Genomic DNA, 21617 nt, shown 5'->3' on the forward strand with positions numbered 1-21617 from the left:
TCAGCCAGATGTGAGTCATGAACAACGGGCGGCTGCTTACAGCCAGCCCATATAGTGCGCCAGATAGCCCAGCGGAATGCTGAACAACAGGCTTAAGAACGTGCGCTGCAGCCAGACCAGCAACAGGTCGCGCAGACGTAGGGGTATTCGCGTGGCCAGCACGCAGGGAATCGAGGCGGAGAGAAACAGCACGCTGCTCACCGAGACGATGGCGGTGACGAACTTGACCAGCATGTCGGCGTCTTTCAGCAACATGGCGGGCAGGAACATCTCCGCCAGGCCGGAAGAAATGGCGCGGGCCACCTGCATCGGCTCGTTCAGGCCGAACAGCCAGGTCAGCGGGTAAAACAACACGCCAAGGGCATCGAAGACCGGGGTGTACTTGGCGGCAAGCAAACCAAGCAGGCCGACCGCGAGAATGCTCGGCAGGATCGCCGCAGTCATGCGCAGGCCGTCGACAAAGGTCTCGCGCAGCGCGCTGAGCAGCGAGGGCGCACTGGCCGCCTGGCTCAGCCCGGCACGCCAGGCACTGGCGATACGGCCTTCACCCAGTTGCAGCTGCGGCTCTGGACGGCTTTCACTGGGCAGGCGTGACAGCGGATAGATACGCGCGCTGACGGCGGTGACGCTGAAGGTCACCAGCATCGCGCTCCAGAAGTACAGGTTCCAGATTTCCATCAGGCCGAGGGTCTTGGCGATGATCACCATAAAAGGCGCCGACACCGTGGAGAAGCCGGTGGCGATGATCGCCGCCTCGCGCACGCTGTAGTGGCCCTGCTGGTACATGCGGTCGGTGATCAGCAGGCCCACCGAGTAGCTGCCGACGAACGAGGCCACCGCATCGATGGCCGACTTGCCCGGCATGCGCCAGATCGGCCGCATCACCGGCTGCATCAATACACCGACCAGCTCCAACAGGCCGAAGCCGATCAGAAACACCAGGGCCAGGGCACCCAGCGGCACGATCAGCGCCAGGCTGAGCACCAGCTTGTCGAATAGGAACGGCAGCATGCCCGGCTGGTACAAGGTCTCCGGCCCGACACGCAACAGATAGGCCACGCCAATCAGCAGACCGAACACTTTGAGCACGCTGAATACGATGCGCGTCAGGTCGCCGCGCCAGCTGCCGCTAAGCCAGGGCTGCAGCGCACCGTAGAGCATAAACAGCATGGCAATGGCGATCACCAGCGGCCGTGCATGGGTTTGCAGGGCGCTGGCGGCATGGTCGAGGAGGATGGTGCTGCGCTCACCGATCTCGAACGGCACAAAGAAGATCAACAGGCCAATAAGGCTGTAGCCGAGCAACCGGACCAGGGCACGGCCTTTGGACACGCTGGCGAACGCCGTAAGTTGTTCAGACATGACGGCTCTCCGCGCGCAACACACGGGCTGCCTGGCTGCCGCCGCGGCGGTGCTGGGTGAAAGGTGTCATCTGTGCATTCCTCTGTATTTATTGTTGTCAGGGAAGTGGCCAAGTAGCGCTTAGCCGGTCAGGGTCAACAGATGGATCAGCCGCGCCGCGACCTTGGCGGTGCGGCTGTCGATATCGTGTTCGGGATTGAGTTCGGCCAGGTCCATCAGGCGCAACTTGCCGCTGTCGCGCACGGTTTCCAGCAGCGGTTCGAGCAGCGCCAGCGGCACGCCACGGGCTGCCGGGGCGCTGACGCCGGGTGCCTCGCAGGCCGGCAGCACATCGATATCGATGGTCAGGTAGATGGCATCGCAGGCGGCGATAAAGGCCGACAGCTCGGCGCTGATGGCCGCCAGGCTGCCTTCGCGGATCTCGCGATCCTCGCGCACCTGCACGTCCAGTTCGGCGGCGCGCTGGAACAAGGCGCGGGTATTGCTGGCGCGGCTGACGCCGAGGCAGGCATAGGCGAACGGCCAGCCACGTACGGCGCACTGCTCGGCGATCTGCGCGAAAGGCGTGCCGGAAGAGCGGGCATGGGCCGGGTCGCGTAGATCGAAGTGCGCATCGAAGTTGATAATGCCGATACGTGGGGCGGCCATCCGTGGGGTTCCGCCAGCTAAGTGCTCGGCGATGCCCTGCCAGCTACCGAAAGCCACCTCGTGGCCGCCGCCAAGAACGACCGGCAGATGCCCGGCATCCAGCAGCGCACAGACGTTGTGGCCAAGGCGAGTCTGGGCGCTTTCCAGATCGCCATCGGCGCAAACCACATCACCAGCGTCATAAGCGGCACCCTGGCGATGCCAGGCCAGGTTGGCCAACGCCTTGCGCATGGCCAACGGCCCATTCACCGCGCCGACGCGGCCATGGTTGCGCCGCACGCCTTCGTCGCTGGCAAAACCGAGCAGCGCCACGCCAGGCAGGCTGTCGGCGCTCAGTTCCTGAATGCGCTGATGCCAGCGCGGGCTGTCAGCTTCCGGGTCGATCCGGCCCTGCCAGAGCTGCATGGAATTGCGATCAGCGTGCATAGGTGTTGGCCTCTTTGCGGTAGCTAATGGCGCCGTTGAAGATGCGCTGACGCAGCCGGCCCGGCTGGACCGCATAGGCCAGTTCGGCAGGTTGCTGCACATCCCACAGGCACAGATCGGCGGGGGCCCCAACCTCGATCCGCCCGAGATCTGGGCGGCCGAGGGCACGGGCGGCGTGGGCGGTCATACCGGCCAGTGCTTCGCGCGGGGTCAAACGGAACAGAGTGCAGGCCAGGTTGAGGCACAGGGTCGGAAAGCAGATCGGCGAGGTGCCGGGGTTGGCATCGCTGGCCAAGGCCATCGGCACCTTGTGCTGACGCAGCAGCTCGATGGGCGGCAACTGGGTCTCGCGCAGGCAGTGGAAGGCCCCGGGTAGCAGCACGGCCACCGTGCCGGCGGCGGCCATGGCCTGCACCCCGGCCTCGTCGAGAAACTCGATATGGTCGGCCGAGAGGCCCCGATAGCGCGCCACCAGGGCGCTGCCGCCCAGGTTGGACAACTGCTCGGCATGCGCCTTGAGCGCCAGGCCGTGGCGCTGCGCGGCCTGGAACACCAACTCGCACTGCGCCGGGCTAAAGCCTATATGTTCGCAGAACACATCCACCGCATCGGCCAGGCCCTCGGCGGCCGCAGCCGGGATTATCTGGTTGCACACCAGCTCGATATAGCCGTCGCTGTCACCGGCGAACTCCGGCGGCAGGGCGTGGGCCGCCAGCAGGGTGGTGGTGATACGCAGCGGCAGCAGCTCGCCAAGGCGGCGTGCCACTCGCAGCATCTTCAATTCATCGGCGAGGGTCAGGCCATAGCCGGATTTGATTTCCAGGGTGGTCACGCCGTCGTCCAACAGCGCCTGCAAGCGCGGCAGACTCTGCGCCAGCAACTCGTCCTCGCTGGCCGCACGGGTGGCGCGCACGGTGCTGAGGATGCCGCCACCGGCCTTGGCGATCTCGGCGTAGCTGACCCCTTCCAGGCGCTGCTCGAACTCGGCGGCGCGATTGCCGGCGTACACCAGATGGCTGTGGCAATCCACCAGACCCGGGGTCATTACTCCGCCGCGCCCGGCTTCCTGCGCGCCCTGGGCCAGTGCTTCGGGAAACGCCCTGGCCGGCCACAGGCCCGTCACCCTGCCCGCCTCGACCAGCAGCGTCATAGGCTCAGGCACGACCTGCAAGCCATCAAACACACAGAGATCGCGCCATAACAGGCGCGGGGCAGACATAGGCATGAGACTCTCCGCAAACAATTTGTATATACAATAGAAGTAGAGTCCCAGCCCGTCAACCCCAGACGACAGCTCACCTGCCCTGCTAGCGACAGTCATAAGCGACACAAATACGCCTGCAACTGACTGATTCAATTATATTTACTGAGCACTTATACGATTTACACTAAACCTTGCACGACTCTCAAATAAAAAACTTCTACCCTAACCCCTCAGGCTTCGCCCTAGATTATGTATATACAAATACACTGGATCCACTAGGAACCGCCATGAGCGTACGCATGATCGACAGCCGCACCGCCCGCCAACTGCCCTGGAAGAATGGCGCCGGGGTCACCCTGGAGTTGGCCATAGCCCCGCCAGGGGCCAGCGTGGAGGACTTCGACTGGCGCATCAGCAGTGCCCGGGTGGAGCAGGCCGGGGCCTTCTCCCTGTTTCCCGGCGTCGACCGCAGCCTGGCACTGCTCGAAGGCGCCGGCTTGCAGCTGAACCTGCCCGGACCGGAGAGCCTGCGCCTGGACCGCCACAACCCAGTGCTGGCCTTTGCCGGTGAACTGCAGGTCCAGGCCGAGCTGCTCGACGGCGCCGTGTACGACTTCAATCTGATGAGTCGGCGCGAGCGCTGGCGGCAGCACCTAGAGCAGTTGACGCTGCAGGGGGCACTACAGATCCAGGCAGCCGCTGTGCTGTTTATCTACTGTCAGCAGGGACAGGCGCTGCACTGCGGCCTGCCAAGCGGCAAGCAATGGCGGTTCGGCGCAGGCCAAGGCCTGCTGCTGGAGCAAGAGCCCGGCCCCTACCAACTGCGAACCGACGGCCAGTGCAACCTGCTGCTGGCCAGGTTGAGTCCGCTACCGCGCTAGCGACCAGAGGCCGGCCGTCTTTCGCCCAGCTACCTTGTCAGTCGCCGTAGCTAGGCTAGCCTCAACTAACAGGGAGCAACGGCCAGTCCATCGCCCCTGCCCTGCCGACGCCAACCACTACTGCGCAGCCAGGTAGACGAGTCACCATGGCACGAATCGGCTTCAACGCCGGCTCGGGAACCTTAGCCAGCTCTGACGGTAAGGCGACACAGCCACAACTATAAACAGGGACAGTGTACTAACCGCTGCACGCTCTACACCGCTTCGCGGCTGGCCTATGGCGCACCATGGCTCACCCATCCCAGAGGTCTGATGCCCATGAACAATGCCACCCTGTCTAAGGCCATTCCCGCCTTGCTGCTGGTTATAGCGGCCACCTTTCTGGCCCTGCTCTATACCTTCTTCGCGATGAAACAGGCGGCGTCCGAGCTGCGTCAGGTCGGCGACAACCGCTACGCCTCCTACCTGCTGGCCGATGAGTTGCGCCAGAGCTCCGACGACCTGACCCGCCTGGGTCGCACCTATGTGGTCAGCACCGACCCCGAGTACGAGCGTGAGTACTTGCAGATACTCGATATCCGCAACGGCAAGGCGCCGCGCCCGCAGAGCTACCACCGGATCTACTGGGACTTCGTCGCCGCCGGCAACAGCAAACCACGGCCGGACGGCGAAACCGTGGCCCTGGCCGACCTGATGCGCCAGGCCGGCTTTACCGAAGACGAGTTTGCCAAGTTGCAGCAGGCCCAGGCCAATTCCGACGGCCTGGTACAGCTCGAAGTCAAGGCGATGAACGCGGTCAAGGGCAAGTTCACAGATGCCCAGGGCAACTACAGCGTCGACGGTTCACCCGACCTGGAGCTGGCGCGCAACCTGGTGCATGGCAAGGACTACCACAACTACAAAGCCAAGATCATGCAGCCGGTGGATGACTTCTTCGCCCTGGTCGAAAAGCGCACCACCGCCGAAGTGCGCCAGGCCGATCAGGCCTTGAGCCAAGGGCAAAACTTGTTCGTCGCGGTATTGGTCGCCCTGATCGGCGAAATTATCCTGTTGATCCATCTCGGCCGTAGCCAGACCATCAACCAGCTGGGCGCCAAACCTGCGGTGCTGGACCAGGTGCTCAATGAACTGGCCGCCGGCAACCTCGGTGTAACCATCCCCCCAGCGCAGCCGGACAGCGCCTTGGGCAACGTGCAACGGATGACCGACCGGCTGAAAAAACTCATAGGTGACGCCCTCGACAGCAGCGCCCGTCTGCACAGCGCGGTGGCCGAGGTCTCCGAGATGGTCGACAACACGGTAAGCCGCGCCGCCCAGCAGAACCAGATGACCGACCTGGTGGCCACCGCCGTGCATGAGATGGGCCTGACCGTGCAGGAGATCGCGCACAACGCCAGCAGCGCGGCGCATGCCTCGAAGAGCGCCCAGGATGAGGCCCATCTGGCCGACCGGGTGGTCAACGACTCGGTGCAACACATCAAGCAAATGGCCGACGACATAGGCTCGGCGGCCCAGGCGGTGACCGAACTGGCCGCGCAGATCGGCTCCATCGACCAGGTGCTGTCGGTGATTCGCGGAATTTCCGAGCAGACCAACCTGCTGGCCCTGAACGCCGCCATCGAAGCGGCGCGCGCCGGTGAAATGGGTCGCGGCTTCGCCGTGGTGGCCGATGAGGTACGCACCCTGGCCGGACGCACTCAGGGCTCCACCGACGAGATCCAACAGATGATCGAGAGACTCAAACGTGGCGCGGAGACGGCGGTGGCCTCCATGCAGGCCGGGCAAACCGCGACCACTACCGGGGTCGAGGAAAGCCAGCACACCCAACAGTCGTTACAGACCATTTCCCAGCAGATCGAACACATCAGCGATATGAACACCCAGGTGGCTACCGCCACCGAGGAGCAGTCATCGGTGACCGAGGAAATCAACCGCAACGTCCAGGGCATTGCCGATATTGCCCACTCGACCACCGATGAGGCCAAGCACTGCCAGGAGGACTGCAAGACCCTGCGCAAGCTGTCCGACAACCTGGCCACGCAGATGGGCAGCTTCCGCCTATAAGCGGTGCGGCGTAGAGGGCACCAGGGCTATGTTGCGCTGGGCTTCGGCGCTTAAGCGTGATGGCGCGCGACGTCGTAGGGTGCGCCGCGCGCACGGCGCACCCGACCCACTGCGGCCAATACAACGCGGACTTGATACATAGTCAGAAAAAAGCCCCGACTGTTTAGGCCGGGGCTTTTTGTTTTTGCAGCGCCAGTTTTAGAACTGCGCAGCATCCAGCAGATACAGGCTCTCGCTACCGGCCTTGACCGATGCAGTCAGCGAGTGGATACGCGGCAGCAGGCGGGCGAAGAAGAAACGCGCGGTACCCAGTTTACTCACGTAGAACTCATCCTGGTCCTGCTTGGCCAGCGCGGTGCGCGCCATCAGGGCCCACATGTAGGCGTAGGCGGTGTAGCCGAACACCTGCAGGTACTCGACCGAGGCAGCGCCGACTTCGTTCGGGTTGGCCTTGGCGCGCTCCAGCAGGTCGCTGGTCATCAGCTCCAGGTTGGCGATGGCGTCTTTCAGCGGATTGACGAACTCGGCCAGGGAGGTGTCGGCGCTGTCGGTAAAGGCCTTGATCTCTTCGGCGAAGTGCTTGTAGAACGCACCGCCGCTGCCGACCACCTTGCGGCCGACCAGGTCGAGCGCCTGGATGCCGTTGGTGCCTTCGTAGATCTGGGTGATGCGGCAGTCGCGAATCAGCTGCTCCTGGCCCCACTCGCGGATAAAGCCGTGGCCGCCGAAGATCTGCTGGCCGTGTACGGTGGTTTCCAGCGCCATATCGGTGAGGAAGGCCTTGGCCACCGGGGTCAGCAGGGCAACCAGCTCTTCCGCACGCATGCGGGTGGCGGCGTCTTCACTGAACTTGGCAGTGTCCAGCTGCATGGCCACGTAGCTGGAGAAGGCACGGCCGCCCTCGTTCAGCGCTTTCATGGTCAGCAGCATGCGACGCACGTCCGGGTGCACGATGATCGGGTCGGCGGCTTTGTCTTTCGCCACCGGGCCGGTCGGCGCACGGCTCTGGATACGGTCGCGGGCGTATTCCACGGCGTTCTGGTAGCTGCGCTCACCCAGGGACAGGCCCTGGATGCCCACGCCCAGACGCTCGTAGTTCATCATGGTGAACATGGCAGCGAGGCCTTTGTTTGGCGCATCGACGATCCAACCGGTGGCGCCGTCGAAGTTCATCACGCAGGTGGCAGAGGCCTTGATGCCCATCTTGTGTTCGATGGAGCCGCAGGACAGCGAGTTTTTCTCGCCCAGCGAACCGTCGGCATTGACCATGACTTTCGGCACCAGGAACAGCGAGATGCCTTTCGGGCCAGCCGGTGCGTCCGGCAGCTTGGCCAATACCAAGTGGATGATGTTCTCGGTCAGGTCGTGCTCACCACCAGTGATAAAGATCTTGGTGCCGGTGATCTTGAAGCTGCCATCAGCTTGCGGCTCGGCTTTGGTGCGAATAATACCCAGGTCGGTGCCGGCATGCGGTTCGGTCAGGCACATGGAGCCGGCCCAAACACCGGAGTACATGTTCGGCAGGTATTTTTCTTTCAGCTCTTCGCTGGCGTGGGCGTTGATCGACAGACAGGCACCGGCGGTCAGCATCGGGTACAGGCCGAACGACAGGTTGGCCGAGTTGACCATTTCCTCGACCTGGGCAGAGATCACCTTGGGCATACCCATGCCACCGAATACCGGGTCGCCGCCCACGCCTACCCAGCCGCCTTCGGCATAGGTCTGATAGGCCTGCGGGAAGCCGGCTGGGGTTTTCACCCCGCCGTCAGTCCAGGAGCAGCCTTCTTCGTCGCCTCTGCGGTTCAGCGGGGCGATCACGCCGCCGGTGACCTTGCCGGCTTCTTCGAGAATCGCCGCTGCAGTGTCTTCATCGACCACTTCAGCCAGGGCCGGCAATTGCGCCCACAGCTTGGAAACTTCAAACACTTCATTGAGCACGAAGCGCATATCGCGCAGGGGAGCATTGTAGTCAGCCATGGGGCAATCCTCGAACGAACCAACAGGTATACAGAAGTGTTTTGAGTTTACCCGAACAACTTTTCAGACACATAGGGTCGCGTTGTGACCACTAATTCACAAGCAGTATCAAAACCCGCAGCACCGATACCTCACAGCCCCTGAGCTAACTACCGCTCGCCAGAAGCAACGCCACTCCACCGCCCCAATTCTGAGTTTGGCGACACATGTCGGCGAGGCCCGCTTAAGCCAGCGGGATAACTTCCCATAAGCAGGCCTGGAATACGCCAAACAGTTCTCATTTTTCAGGAATCCCCCCTCGAGCAGCTTTCGTGATGTAACAACCAGGCTCACGTCAACTCTACTTAAGCACGGGGTAATACTGGCCTAGTCCAGATTAGTGTTTGCCATCCATCAATTGTCAGCGTTTCGCCGCTTAACCAATTACGACAAGGATGTATGCGTGTTTAAAGCTTTTCTTGGCGCCTGCCGTTTGCGTTTGCACCTGCCTCTGCTCTGTAATTTGTGGCTAGCCGCCAGCCCACAGCTGTATGCGGCAGAAGCTCCTGCCCAGAACACTGAGGGCTTGCGTCAGCAGCAACTGCAACAGCACGAACTCAGACAACTGCAACAGCAGCAGCGCCAGCGCCAGCTCGAACGTGGCGCTTTTTCCACCGACAGCGCCGTACAGGCACAGCCAACGAACGCCGAGCAAGACAGCCAGTGCTGGCACTTGAGTGGTACCCGAATTGGCGGTGTCACCCTGCTTGAGCGCTCCGAGCTGGATGCGCGACTGCAACCGCTGATCGCCCCCTGCATGGGCGTCGGGCAGATCAACCAGTTGCTCAGTACCATCACACAGGCGTATGTCGAGGCCGGTTATATCGCCAGCCGCCCTTACCTCAGCAGCCCTCCGGCAGCCGGTCAGTCGCTGGATATTCTGGTCGAAGAGGGTTTCGTCGAATCCATCGAACTGGCCGACCAAACGCTAGCGGTGTCACTGCGTGGCGCCTTCCCCGGCATGCTCGGCAAGCCGCTGAATCTGCGCGATTTGGAACAGGGCCTCGACCAGCTCAATCGTCTGCGCGCCTTCGATCTCACAGCCGACATCGCCCCCGGCACGCTGCAAGGCGGCTCGCGCATCATCATCCGCCCACGCGCCCTGATGAAACGCTGGGGGCTGGATGTCGGTCTGGACAACCTCGGCAGCGCCAGCACCGGGCGCGACCGCGCCACGCTCAGTCTGAGCCTGGACAGCCCACTGGAGCTCAACGACTACTTCAATCTGAGCCTGAGCGACACGCTCAACAGCGACGCCCGCTTCAGTCGCAGTCGCAGTCGCAGTCGCAGTCGCAGTCGCAGTCGCAGTCGCAGTCGCAGTCGCAGTCGCAGTCGCAGTCGCAGCCTTTACTACAGCGTGCCTTATGGCTACTGGAACCTGGCTCTATTCGCCAGCCGCGCCGAATACTGGGCGCCGGTGCACCTGAGCCAGCAGACCGTGGACAGCGAGGGCCGCACCGACCAGTTCAGCCTGCGTCTGGACCGCGTTCTGTGGCGCGGCCAGCGCCATCAGTTGAGCGGCAACCTGCAGCTCGCGCACAAGCGTGTCGAAAGTCTGTTCCTCAACCAGCGCTTGCAGATCCAGAGCCCGACCCTGACCGTGGCCGAGGCCGGAGTCAGCCTATTCTGGCTCGACAACGCCACGTGGAACCTTGATCTCGGCTATGCCCAAGGCCTGACCTGGTTCGGTGCCGATCGCGACGATGAACGCCTGTTCGACGACCTGCCACGCCCGCAATTTCGCAAATGGCGCGCCAGCCTCGGTCAATGGCGCAATGGCCTGTTCGCCACTCAGCCCTGGCAGTGGCACAGCCAGTTATCGCTGCAGTACAGCCCCGACCCACTGCCGGCCATCGAGCAAGTCCTGGCCAGCGACGACTCGGCGGTACGGGGATTTCGCCGCAACTCGGCCTCCGGCGCCAGCGCGGCCATCTGGCGCAACACCCTGCGGCTGCCACGACAGCTCGAGCATGGGCTGCTGCTAACACCGCGCCTGGGCCTGGATGGCGGTTGGGTCAAGGCCGATCACGGCGTCGCTCCGGAGCAGCTGGCCGGCGCCAGTGCCGGCCTGAGCCTGAACTGGCACGACCTGCGGCTGGACCTGGATTACCAGCGCAGCCTGCGCCGCCCGCAAACCTTCTCTCACGAACCAGAAATCTGGCTGATGCGCCTGAGCCTGTCGCTCTAGCTCATCGCCCGACAGAACTGCGGGTCTACGCGCGAAGCCTGCGGCCATACGAAGACGCGCACTCCTATTCATCTCCACAAAATGAAGGTGTTTATGCCCAACAACACGGAAGTATTTCTGCTCTCGCCCAGAGGCAGGCTGCGCTGGTCCATCGCCGGCCTAATGCTGTTTCAATCGCTGCAACCGGCCTTCGCCGCCGGCCTGGCTGCCGCTAACGGCCCCGGCGGCACGCCGCAGATTCACAACCAGCAAGGCGTACCGGTGATCAACATCGTCGCCCCCAACGCCTCCGGGTTGTCGCACAACCAGTTCCTCGACTTTAACGTCGACCGTCAGGGGCTGGTGCTGAACAACGCCTTGAGCAATGGCCAATCAATCCTGGCCGGACAGCTGGCGGCCAACCCGCAACTGCAGAGCCAGGCCGCCAGCGTGATCCTCAACGAAGTGATCAGCCGCAACGCCTCGCAGATCAACGGTGCCCAGGAGATCTTCGGTCGCCCCGCTGACTATGTCCTGGCCAACCCCAATGGCATCAGCGTCAACGGTGCCAGCTTTATCAACGCGCCACGCGCCAGCCTGGTGGTGGGCAAGCCCGAACTGCAGGACGGTCAACTGCAAGGGCTGAACACGCAGAATGCCAACGGCAAGCTCACCATCCAGGCCGGGGGTCTGCGCAACGACGACGGTCGACTGGACCTGCTGGCTCCCCAAATTGATAGTCAGGGGCAAATTCGCGCCCGCGATGAGCTGAACCTGACCGCCGGACGTAACCAGGTCGGCTACACCGATGGCCAGGTGCACGCCAGTGCCACGGCCAGTGCTGGCACCGGCCAGCGCATCGATGCCAGCCTGTTCGGCGCCATGCAAGCCGGACGCATCAATATCGTCAGCACCGCTGAAGGCGCCGGGGTCAAGGTTGGCCCGACTCAGATCGACGGGCGCGACGGCGTCAGCATCAGCTCGGCTGGCGACCTGACCATCAGCGGCCAAGCGGCCCAGGACAACAGCCTCAACGGCCGCCTGGCCAACGTGCGCAGCAGCCAGGGCGACGTGGCCCTCAAGGCCGCCGCCGACCTCGGCCTAGCCGCCAGCGAGGTCAGCGGGCGCGACGTGCAACTCAGCGCCGGGCGCAACCTGACCTTGAGCAGCCTGGAGAGCAAGCAGCTACGCGAGTCGCGCAACAACTGGAACAACAAGTTCTGGGGCATCACCTACGAGACCTACGACCAGACCATCACCGACCGCGACTCCCGCCAACACGGCAGCACCATCAAGGCCAGTCGCGATGCCAGCCTGCAGGCCGGCGCCGACACCCGCCTGCAAGGCTCCAGCGTCACGGCCGGTAAACAGCTCAAAGTCGACAGTAGCGGCGACCTGACGCTTAGCGCAGCCAACGAGATCAGCGAACACCGTGACCGCGGCAACCATCGCAAGCACCTGTGGAAAGCCAACTGGGACAACAGCTCCCGCAGCGAGCGCAGCATCGCCAGCCAGCTCAAGGCCGGCGGCGACGCGGCAGTCCAGAGCGGCGCCAACCTGCGCCTGGAGGGTGCCGTGGTGCAAAACGGCGGCGACCTGATCCTCGGCAGCAAGCAGAAAATCGAGATCGACACGGCCACGCGCAGCCAGAGCAACAGCAACAGCAGCTACTCCGGCGACCTCACCGGCGGCAGCTTCTTTGGCAAGAATGGCAGCGGCGACAAGGCCCAGACCCTCAACCAGCGCAGCGAGGTCAATGCCCAGGGCAAACTGCTAATCGCCGCCGACGACGTGCGCATCAGCGGCAGCCAGGTGCGCGGCAAGACCGACGCCAGCGTGATCAGCCAACAGGGCAGCCTGACCATCGACGGTGTGCAGGACAGCTCCTTGAGCAATCAGCATGACAAGGACAGCAAGCTGTTCGGCCTGGTCAAGGATGAGCAACGCAGCCGGGTCGCCAGTAGCACCCTGGTGCTCAGTGAGCTGAGCTCCGACAGCAACCTGCAGCTCAAGAGTGCCGCCGATCTGTCCGTGGTCGGCGCCTTGGTCGAGGCCGCCGACAAGCTCAAGCTCGATGCGGTGGGCAACATCGATGTGCTGGCGGCGAAAAACACCGAACAAACCACCGTCACCACCGACAGCCACGGCTTCTCTGCCTACGCTAAGGAAACCCAGGTCGCGACCGACACGCAGAAGGGCTCGCGGCAGTATCGCGCTGGCATCCGCTATGAGCAGGTCGAGGAAACCCGCAACAGCGACACCACCAGCCATCAGGGCAGCGAGCTCAAGGGCGGTACGGTAGCGCTGGCGAGCCAGGCCGAGCTGACCTTGCAGGGTTCGCAGATCGGCGCCGGCCAAGGCGGCGCAGCCTGGCCGCCAAGGACGTCAACCTGCTAGCGGCCCAGGACAGCAGCCACAGCGACAGCAGCCAAACACCACTGGCGTGGGTTTCTACTACACCGGCGGACTGGATCGCGCCGGCAGCGGCTGGGAGGGTGGGCAACAGACGCTCGACAGCAGTGCCACGGGCAGCACGGCCAAGACCAGCGGCATTGCTTCCGCCGGGCAACTACGCATCGATGCCGGTAACGGCAGTGGCACCCTGACCAGCCAAGGAGCGCAACTCGTCGCTGGCGATAGCCTCCACATCAGCGCCGGAACGGTGGATAACCGGGCCGCACAAAATAGCCATAGCAGCACCCGCGACGAGCAAGGCTGGAGCGTCGATCTGGGGGCGAACATTGAGTACAAGGGTATTACGCGGCCCATCGAGAAAGCCGTAGAAGGCGTGGCTCAACGCAACTTCTATCAGCCAGGTCTGCTCGATGCCTTCGAGCAGCCCAACCTCGGCCTCGACCTTGACGTTGCCTACCAGAACAGCCATAGCCAGCAACAAGACAGCACGGCCGTGGTCAGCCAGTTTAGCGCCGCCCAGCTGCAGCTGGACGTCGCCGGACATGTACAGGACCAGGGCACCCAGTATCGCGCCGATCAAGGCCAGCTGCAGATCAATGCCGGTAGCCATACCCTGAACGCCGCCAGCGACAGCCACAGTACGAGCGCCGACAACCTCAGCGTGAAGACCACGCTGCGCGTCTACACCACTACCGGCAAGGACATCAACGGCCGCCTCAGCGGCATTGGTGGCTCTGCCGAGAGCAACAGCAGCAACAGTAAGGCAGTGCTCGGCAGCCTCAGCGGTAGCCAGGGTATTCAGATCCAGCTGGGCACCGACGGTGCCTACGAAGGCAGCCGTTTCAATGGCGGCCAGGGCGGCGTGCAGCTGCAAGCCGGCGGCGACCTGGTACTGAACCAGGCCAACGACCGACAAGCCAGCGACAGTCACAGCCTGAAGGGCGACGCCAGCCTGCAAGCTGGCATGAGCAAGGGTTCGGGCGGCAAGGGCGGCAGCGTTTCGGCCAGCTTCCTGGTCAACGACCAGCGTCTGAGTAGCCAGGACAGCCAGGCCCAGGTCGTCACGTTCGCCGGTAACGGCCCCAGCGTGCTGGACAGTGGTGGCGACCTGCACTTGCAAGGCAGCCAGTTCGGTAGCGCCGAGCAGCAGGTGGGGGACGTTCACCTGAACGCTGCCGGTCAGCTGGACTTCCAAGCAGCCACCAACAGCCACCGGGCCGAAGGCAGCAACCTCGGTGGTGGTCTGAGCCTCGGCGCGAGCAAGACCAAAGGGGCGGAGACCAGCAACTCAGGCGCCAGCGTCGGCGGCCAGTTCGCCATCGGCAGGGTGCAGGAAAACAGCCTGACAGCCAAAGGCGGCACGCTGTACAGCCAGGGTCGGGTCGAGCTGAGCGCGGCGGCCGCAGACGCCCAGGCACTGCATCTGCAAGGCACCCGGATCAACGCCCAGAGCGTCGACCTGAGTGCCAGCCAGGGTGACATCCTGCAAGAGTCGGCGCAGTCAACCGAGCACCGCAACACCTGGGGTCTTGGCCTCGGCCTGGGCGGTAGCGGCGGCAAGACCTATCAGAATCAGGGCGCCAGCAAGGACACTGACCAGGACAACTACGGCGTCTACGGTAGGGTCAAGATCGATGTCGACAAACTCGACAGCACCACCCAACACAACAGCCAGATCCAGGCCGAGCGGGTGACGCTGAACAGTCAGGGCGATACCCGCCTGGCCGGTGCGACCATCGAGGCGGATCGGGTCGGGGGCCAGATCGGCGGTAACCTGAGCGTCGAGAGCCGCAAAGACAGCGAGCAGCGCCTCAAACTGGGCATCGACCTGCGCCTCGCCGGCGAGAAGAACCAGCCCGGTCTGGTGGAGAAACTCGGCAAGACCACAGGCCCCCTCGCCGACCCGCTCAAGGAAAAGAGCCAAGCCGCCTTCGACCAGCATCGCGGAAAGCTGGAAAACGGAGTGGACAAGGTCGCCGGCAAGCTGGGTGACGCCAAGGATAGCCTGGTCAGCCAGGCCGGCATTGCCAAGGACAAGCTGACCGACGCGCTCTCGCGCAGCGGCAGCTACGACGTCCACCCAGAACCGCGCAGCAACCTGGGCAACAAGCCGGATCAGGCCAAGGGTTACCTGGCCGACAAGGCCGGCGCCGCCGCCAACGGTTTGGCCAAGCTCAAGGACAAACTCGGCGGCAGCAAGGAAGGCAGCTACGCGGTGAACGACAAAACCAGTACCGGCAAGACAGTGGCCGACAAGGTGGGCAACGTACTGTTCGGTGACAAGAGCAACACGGCAGCGCTCACTCCGACCCTGTATCTGGACGTCAGCCATGTCGACAAGGATGCCGTTACCTCGGCCTCGGGTATCAGCGCCAGCCAAGGGATCGAGCTACAGGTCGGCGGTACGACCCAACTGAATGGCGCAACCCTCAAAGCCAGTAACGGTACAGTCGACCTCGGCGGCTCGGCTGTCAGCAGCAGCGCCCTCGACAGCAAGGACTACCGCGCCGACCTCGGCCTCAACCTGTCCAAGTCACCGGTGGATTTGTTGTTCGGCATCAAGGACGAGCTGACCCAGCAGCAGGATGCCGCCACCCAGAAGGACCAACTGTTCAACCTCGGCGTGCTGCGCCTAGGCAGCCACAATGACCGCCATGTGGTACAGGCCGGCATCGAACAAAAGCCCTAAGCGGCTAGCCGAAGCGCTGGGGGATTAGGACCGCCCCAGCGCTCGACCGCAACGCCGGCCAGGCGGCGGCGCGCGCCACGCCCTGCAAGCGTGCCTTGAGCAGCGTGACGAAGTGGCGCAGGTGCGCCGGCAAGTTCGTCGCATAGGCATGCCGTACATAGATCGGCCGCGGCGACGCCTGCCACGCCGGCAACAGACGCTGCAAGCGCCCTTGCTGCAGCAGCGGTTGGGCCACCAACAGCGGCAACAACGCCACCCCCAAGCCTTGCTCGGCCATGGCCAGCACCGCCTGCAGACTGGATGCATAGGCCGTCTCGGCGATCGCCAGCTGACGCCGTTCGCCATGGACATCCACCAGGTGCCAGGCCCGGGCCTGCTGCTGCCAATGGGCGCAGATCAGTCGATGCTCATGCAACTGCTCCAGGTTGTCCGGCATGCCCTGGCGGGCCAGGTAGGCCGGCGCCACACAGAGCCACGCCCGCAACTCGCCGACCGGCAAGGCGCGCTCACTGCTATCGGGCAGCTCGCCCACCGAAATCGCCAGGTCGATACCCTGTTCTAGCAACGACAGACGCTCGTCGCTGACCAGCAACTGCGGCAGCAGCTGCGGAAAAGTCTGCAAGTACTCGGCGAGGATGCCCGGCAACACCTGCTCGAAAGCATGGGGCAGGCTCAGGGTCAGCTTGCCGCTGGGCGCACGCCCCTGCTCCTGCAGCTCGTCGATGGCCAACTGGGTCAGCTGCGCCAGTGCCCGGCAGCGTTCGGCGAACTGCTGTCCGGCCGGGGTCAGGCTCAGGCGTCGGGTGCTGCGCAGCAGCAGGCGTACCCCCAAGAGCGCCTCGAGTTGCGACACCTGCTGGCTGACCGCCGCCTTGCTCTGCCCCAACACCTGCGCGGCGCGGGTGAACGAGCCCTGGTTGACCACCTCGAGGAATGCCGGTGCACGCGTAACCACCGCCAGATTGTTCATTTTTACCAAACAGTTATTCAGAGATCGGCTGGATTATCAAATATAGCTTTACCCGTAACCTGTTGTCTGTGCCCTCAACCCCCAGGAGTTTCAGCATGCACAGCCATCACCTCGCCGCACTCGCGGTACTCGACGCCAGCCAGGCCTGGATCGACCAATTCAATCGCCAGGATGGCCAGGCCTGCGCCGCCGCCTATACCGCGGATGCCACGATGCACGCCGAGCCCTTGGCCCGCAGCAGCGGACGAGCCGAGATCGAGAAGTTCTGGTGCGAACTGATCGCCCAGGGCGCCCGCGAGCTGCGCTACCACAAGCTCAAGCTGCAGGTACTCAGCGCCACCGAGGTCGACCTCAGCGCCGAATGGACGATGAACATCGGCAGCGGCGTGATCACCCAGGAGCGCTGGCAGCTCGGCGAGGACGGCGTCTGGCGCCTGGCCGCCGACCAGTTCGCCCTGCTCGTCTCCAACGGCCAGGAGGGCTAAGGTCATGACTCCATCCAACCCGCTGAGCTATATCCTGGTTCATGGTGCCTGGACCGGCAGCTGGATCTGGCAACCGGTGCTGCAGCCGCTGCGCGATCACGGCCATGAAGTGCTCTGCGTCGAACTGCCCGGGCATGCGCAGGCATCTTCCCTCGCCGCCGCCGATATCCGCTTCGCCGACTACCTGGCCAGCATCGAGCAGGCCATCGACGCTGCCCAGTATCCGGTGGTGCTGGTCGGCCACAGCTTCGCCGGCCTGCTGATCAGCCAGGCCGGCGAGGACTATGCCGAACAGGTCTCTGGGTTGATCTACCTGTGCGCCTTCATGCTGCCGAGCGGTTGCTCCTTCCTCCAGGCCACCGCCGGGGCGCAAGGCTCGGTGGCGCTCGAGCATCTGCAGTTCGCCGCAGACGGACACAGCGTCAGCATCGCCGCCGAGCACCAGCACCGCGCCGTCGCCCAGGACCTGCCGGCGGCCAGCTTCGCCCAGGTGCAACCGCTGTTCGTCGCAGAACCCACCGCCCCCTTGGCGCAGGAGCTGCGCCTGAGTTCACGCTGGGCCGAGTTGCCCCGCGCCTACCTGGAATGCACCGCCGACCAGGCCCTGCCGCTGGCCGTACAACGCGCCATGCAGGAACAGCTACCGCCGCACTACCGTGCCAGTCTCGACAGTGGCCATAGCCCGCAGTTCAGCGCTACCCAGGCGCTGCTGCAGCACCTGCTGCAGGCCGCGGCCGCCCTCATCCGGAGCTAATCTGGGGCGACGTTAGGCCCAGGCCGAACGTCTGTCATGCAGCCTGCTCAGCCCAGCCTGGGGGTTACCCGCACGGCACCGCGACGGGTCGTGCCGTGTCGGGAAACCCGGTTGCGCCCGGCGTTCTTGGCCGCATACAGGGCCTGATCGGCGGCCTTGATCACCTGCTCGGGCGTGCGCGATGCCTCATCGCGCTCGGCCACGCCCATGCTCACCGTCACCGACACCTCGGCGGCGGCGGCACCGCCACGACGCTGGCGCCCCTGCTGGTCGTCCTTTGGGTCGTTGCTGCTTATCGCGCAGCTGCAGGCGATAGACCTCCACCGCCTGGCGTACCGCCTCCAGGTGCGGCAGGCACTCCTCCAGGGTGCGGCCGGGGAACACCAGTGTGAACTCCTCACCACCATAACGGTAGGCCTTGCCCCCACCGCCGATCTTGCGCAGCTGGGCGGCGACCAGACGCAGCACCTGATCGCCAACATCGTGACCGTGGGTGTCGTTGAATTTCTTGAAGTGATCGACGTCGGCCATGGCGATCACATAACTGCGGCCCAAGCGCTGCAGGCGTTCATTCAAGGCGCGGCGCCCCGGCAGACCAGTGAGTTCGTCGCGAAAGGCCATCTGGTAGGCCTCGTGCGCCATGGCAGCGACCAGAATCAGCATGATCTGGCTACTCATCACATTCAGCGCATTGGGCAGAATAAAAGTGTTCGGCAGCATCCACAGCAGGCCGCACAAACCCAGCAGCTGCGCCGCATGCAACGGCCGGGGCGTAAGCAGATACTGCACCAGCAGCAGAATCAGGCCGAGGATAAATACCGGGTAGGTCAGTTGCACCAGCGCCAGCCACTCGACCTGCAGCGCCGGCCAGCGCACCCGCAATAACCAATGCAGCAACGCTTGCGGAAAGCGCTGCGCCAGGCCCACCGCTACCGCAACGACTGCCAGCAGAACAGCAGCCCGGGCAATCAGATCCTGCAGCAGGTGGGTACGCTCCTGCCAGGCGGCATAGAGGCTGTAGAGCAGTGGCAGCAACAGGCTGCACAGATGAAAGATCAGCGCCGCATCACTGCGTACCTGCCCCGTGGCCCGGAAATGATCAACCTGGGTATCGAGGAGGAAGTAGCCGAGGTACAGCGTCAACAGCAGAAACACTTCGCGCTGGCGGCCATAGACCAGGCAGAACGCCCCTCCAAGCAACAGCAGAAGCGTCGGCAATACGTTGAACAGCGAGGTGAAAAACTCACTCAACACCGCCAACCGCGCCAACAGCAAACCGCCGAACAGAAGCAGCAGCGAAGGCAGGAAATGACTGAAGCGCACAGCAGCAAGACGCGACAAGACGGGCTCCACACAGCGATAAAAAGTGGGCAACGCCGCGCAGTTTGCCTGTAACGAACGCGTTGCGCACGGAACCTGACAGGCAAATCGACAAGCTACCTGGGACTTTTTATTCGCCCAACAAAACTGTCTGGAATAGTTGTTAACGTCGCGCAGCGACGGCCCGAAGGGAGGCTGCCAGCAATGGCGGGTCACAAAAGCGCCGGGAGCGCTTTTGCGCGCAAGCCCCAAAGGGCTGAGCACATGGATGCATGGATGGCAGGCCATAAAAAAAACCGCCACCCCATAGGGCAGCGGTTTTTGACCTGCGGTGGAACCTAAGGCTTAGTAGCCCAGAGCAAAGTGCTCTTCGTCCATTTCCATCAGGTTATTGGCGCCGGACAGCATGGCATCTACGTGGCCACGGGTACGCGGCAGAATGCGCGCGAAGTAGAAACGAGCGGTCTGCAGCTTGGCCTTGTAGAAGGCTTCGTCTTCAGCGCCAGCAGCCAGCTTCTCGGCAGCCAGTCGCGCCATATCGGCCCAGAAGTAAGCCAGGCAGACGTAGCCGGAGTACATCAGGTAATCCACCGAAGCGGCACCGACTTCTTCGCGGTCCTTCATCGCAGCCATGCCCACTTTCATGGTCAGGTCGCCCCACTCCTTGTTCAGCTTGGCCAGAGGCTCGACGAACGCTTTGACAGCGTCGTTGGCTTCGTTGGCCTGGCAGAACTTGTGCACGATCTTGGTGAAGCCTTTCAGCGCTTCGCCTTGAGTCTGCAGCACTTTACGGCCCAGCAGGTCGAGTGCCTGGATACCGGTGGTGCCTTCGTACAGCATGGAGATACGGCTGTCGCGAACGTTCTGCTCCATGCCCCACTCGGCGATAAAGCCGTGGCCGCCATAGATCTGGATACCGTGGTTGGCCGCTTCGAAGCCGACTTCGGTCATGAATGCTTTGGCGATCGGGGTAAGGAAAGCCAGCAGAGCGTCTGCTTGCTTCTTCTCGGCTTCGTCTTTGCTGTACTTGACGATATCTACCTGCTTGGCAGTGAAGTACACCATTGCACGGTTGCCTTCGGCGAAGGCTTTCATGGTCAGCAGCATGCGACGCACGTCCGGGTGGACGATGATCGGGTCAGCGGCTTTGTCCGGCGCTTTCGGGCCAGTCAGGGAACGCATCTGCAGACGCTCGCGAGCGTACTTCAGACCACCCTGGAAGCCGACTTCAGCGTGAGCCAGACCTTGCAGAGCAGTACCCAGGCGCGCCGTGTTCATAAAGGTGAACATGCAGTTCAGACCTTTGTTGGCTGGGCCGATCAGATAACCGGTGGCGCCGTCAAAGTTCATTACGCAAGTGGCGTTACCGTGGATACCCATCTTGTGCTCAATCGAGCCACAGGAAACAGCGTTACGCGCGCCTACGGTGCCGTCAGCGTTGACTGAGAACTTCGGCACGATAAACAGCGAGATGCCTTTGGTGCCTTGCGGCGCGTCGGGCAGACGGGCCAGCACGATGTGGACGATGTTATCGGCCATGTCGTGTTCGCCAGCAGAGATAAAGATCTTGGTACCGGAAACCTTGTACGAACCGTCAGCCTGAGGCTCGGCCTTGGTGCGCAGCATGCCCAGGTCGGTGCCGCAATGCGGCTCGGTCAGGCACATGGTGCCAGTCCACTCACCGGATACCAGCTTGGTCAGGTAGGTGTGCTTCTGCTCGTCGGTGCCGTGCTCGGAGATGGTGTTCATCGCGCCGTGCGACAGACCTGGGTACATACCCCACGACCAGTTGGAAGAACCGACCATTTCGCTCAGCACCAGACCCAGCGATTCAGGCAGACCTTGGCCGCCATGATCAACGTCGTGCGCCAGGCTCGGCCAGCCGCCTTCAACGTACTGCTGATAGGCTTCTTTAAAACCAGTAGGGGTTTTCACGCCTTCCGGAGACCAGGTGCAGCCTTCGGTGTCACCTACACGATTCAGTGGCGACAGCACTTGCTCACAGAACTTGGCGCCTTCTTCAAGGATGGCGTCGACCATGTCCGGAGTAGCGTCCTGGCAGCCAGGCAGGCTCTGATAATGCGCTTCGTAGCCGAGCAGTTCGTCGCGTACGAAACGGATATCACGCAAGGGGGCCTTGTAATCAGGCATAGCGGTTAACCTCTGCGGTGGATTCTTAGTGTGTAGGTGACCGGATATTCGGTCGTTTTCGGGAG

At 63.3% G+C, this 21617-nt stretch carries 11 protein-coding genes and 2 pseudogenes; 6 read left to right on the top strand and 7 right to left on the bottom strand.

The genetic code is table 11. From position 1 onward, the window contains the following. Positions 1-36: 36 nt before the first annotated feature. The 3 genes from BLW24_RS05370 to hutI all read right to left on the bottom strand — a co-directional run bounded on the left by BLW24_RS05370 (position 37) and on the right by hutI (position 3661). Entirely contained in the window at positions 37-1362 is a 1326-nt protein-coding gene (locus tag BLW24_RS05370; RefSeq protein WP_090377637.1) for a YjiH family protein, read from the bottom strand. Between the two features lie 120 nt (positions 1363-1482). Beyond that, positions 1483-2436 carry a formimidoylglutamase gene (gene hutG / locus BLW24_RS05375; RefSeq protein ID WP_090377642.1) on the bottom strand — a complete coding sequence of 318 codons (954 nt, stop codon included), beginning with the start codon at positions 2434-2436 and terminating at the stop codon, positions 1483-1485. After that, entirely contained in the window at positions 2426-3661 is a 1236-nt protein-coding gene (hutI, locus tag BLW24_RS05380) for an imidazolonepropionase (RefSeq protein WP_090377645.1), read from the bottom strand. The genes hutG and hutI overlap by 11 nt, the downstream gene beginning before the upstream one ends. A 266-nt stretch (positions 3662-3927) precedes the next feature. Between hutI and BLW24_RS05385 the strand changes: the two genes are divergently transcribed. After that, a complete protein-coding gene (locus BLW24_RS05385) occupies positions 3928-4521 on the top strand; it encodes a HutD/Ves family protein (protein ID WP_090377649.1) in 594 nt (197 codons plus the stop codon). 1359 nt (positions 4522-5880) lie between these two features. Beyond that, on the top strand, positions 5881-6585 hold the full coding sequence (locus tag BLW24_RS27110; RefSeq protein ID WP_420875028.1) for a methyl-accepting chemotaxis protein: 705 nt from the start codon (positions 5881-5883) through the stop codon (positions 6583-6585). A gap of 198 nt (positions 6586-6783) precedes the next feature. Here BLW24_RS27110 and BLW24_RS05395 read toward each other — a convergent pair whose 3' ends face one another. Beyond that, positions 6784-8562 carry an acyl-CoA dehydrogenase C-terminal domain-containing protein gene (locus tag BLW24_RS05395; RefSeq protein WP_090377655.1) on the bottom strand — a complete coding sequence of 593 codons (1779 nt, stop codon included), beginning with the start codon at positions 8560-8562 and terminating at the stop codon, positions 6784-6786. A 442-nt stretch (positions 8563-9004) separates the two neighbouring features. Here BLW24_RS05395 and BLW24_RS05400 point away from each other — a divergent pair, with 442 nt between their 5' ends. Continuing rightward, positions 9005-10789, top strand: a complete 1785-nt coding sequence (locus BLW24_RS05400) for a ShlB/FhaC/HecB family hemolysin secretion/activation protein (protein ID WP_090377658.1) — start codon at positions 9005-9007, stop codon at positions 10787-10789. A 93-nt stretch (positions 10790-10882) separates the two neighbouring features. Then, positions 10883-15872: pseudogene (locus tag BLW24_RS27380) on the top strand (hemagglutinin repeat-containing protein). A 4-nt stretch (positions 15873-15876) separates the two neighbouring features. Here BLW24_RS27380 and BLW24_RS05410 read toward each other — a convergent pair. Continuing rightward, a complete protein-coding gene (locus BLW24_RS05410; RefSeq protein ID WP_090377661.1) occupies positions 15877-16842 on the bottom strand; it encodes a LysR family transcriptional regulator in 966 nt (321 codons plus the stop codon). A 95-nt stretch (positions 16843-16937) separates the two neighbouring features. Between BLW24_RS05410 and BLW24_RS05415 the strand changes: the two genes are divergently transcribed. Together BLW24_RS05415 and BLW24_RS05420 are read left to right on the top strand one after the other, a co-directional pair. After that, a complete protein-coding gene (locus BLW24_RS05415) occupies positions 16938-17327 on the top strand; it encodes a nuclear transport factor 2 family protein (RefSeq protein WP_090377664.1) in 390 nt (129 codons plus the stop codon). Between the two features lie 4 nt (positions 17328-17331). Continuing rightward, positions 17332-18081, top strand: coding sequence for an alpha/beta fold hydrolase (locus tag BLW24_RS05420; RefSeq protein ID WP_090377667.1), 750 nt, complete (start codon positions 17332-17334; stop codon positions 18079-18081). A 47-nt stretch (positions 18082-18128) separates the two neighbouring features. On the opposite strand, the pseudogene BLW24_RS05425 reads toward BLW24_RS05420, so the two are convergent. Beyond that, positions 18129-19422 (bottom strand): annotated as a pseudogene (locus BLW24_RS05425) (GGDEF domain-containing protein). 324 nt (positions 19423-19746) lie between these two features. Continuing rightward, positions 19747-21552 carry a phenylacyl-CoA dehydrogenase gene (locus BLW24_RS05430; RefSeq protein WP_090377670.1) on the bottom strand — a complete coding sequence of 602 codons (1806 nt, stop codon included), beginning with the start codon at positions 21550-21552 and terminating at the stop codon, positions 19747-19749. Positions 21553-21617: the final 65 nt, after the last annotated feature.

The organism is Pseudomonas anguilliseptica, assembly GCF_900105355.1.
In the GTDB taxonomy this organism is placed as follows: Bacteria; Pseudomonadota; Gammaproteobacteria; order Pseudomonadales; family Pseudomonadaceae; genus Aquipseudomonas; species Aquipseudomonas anguilliseptica.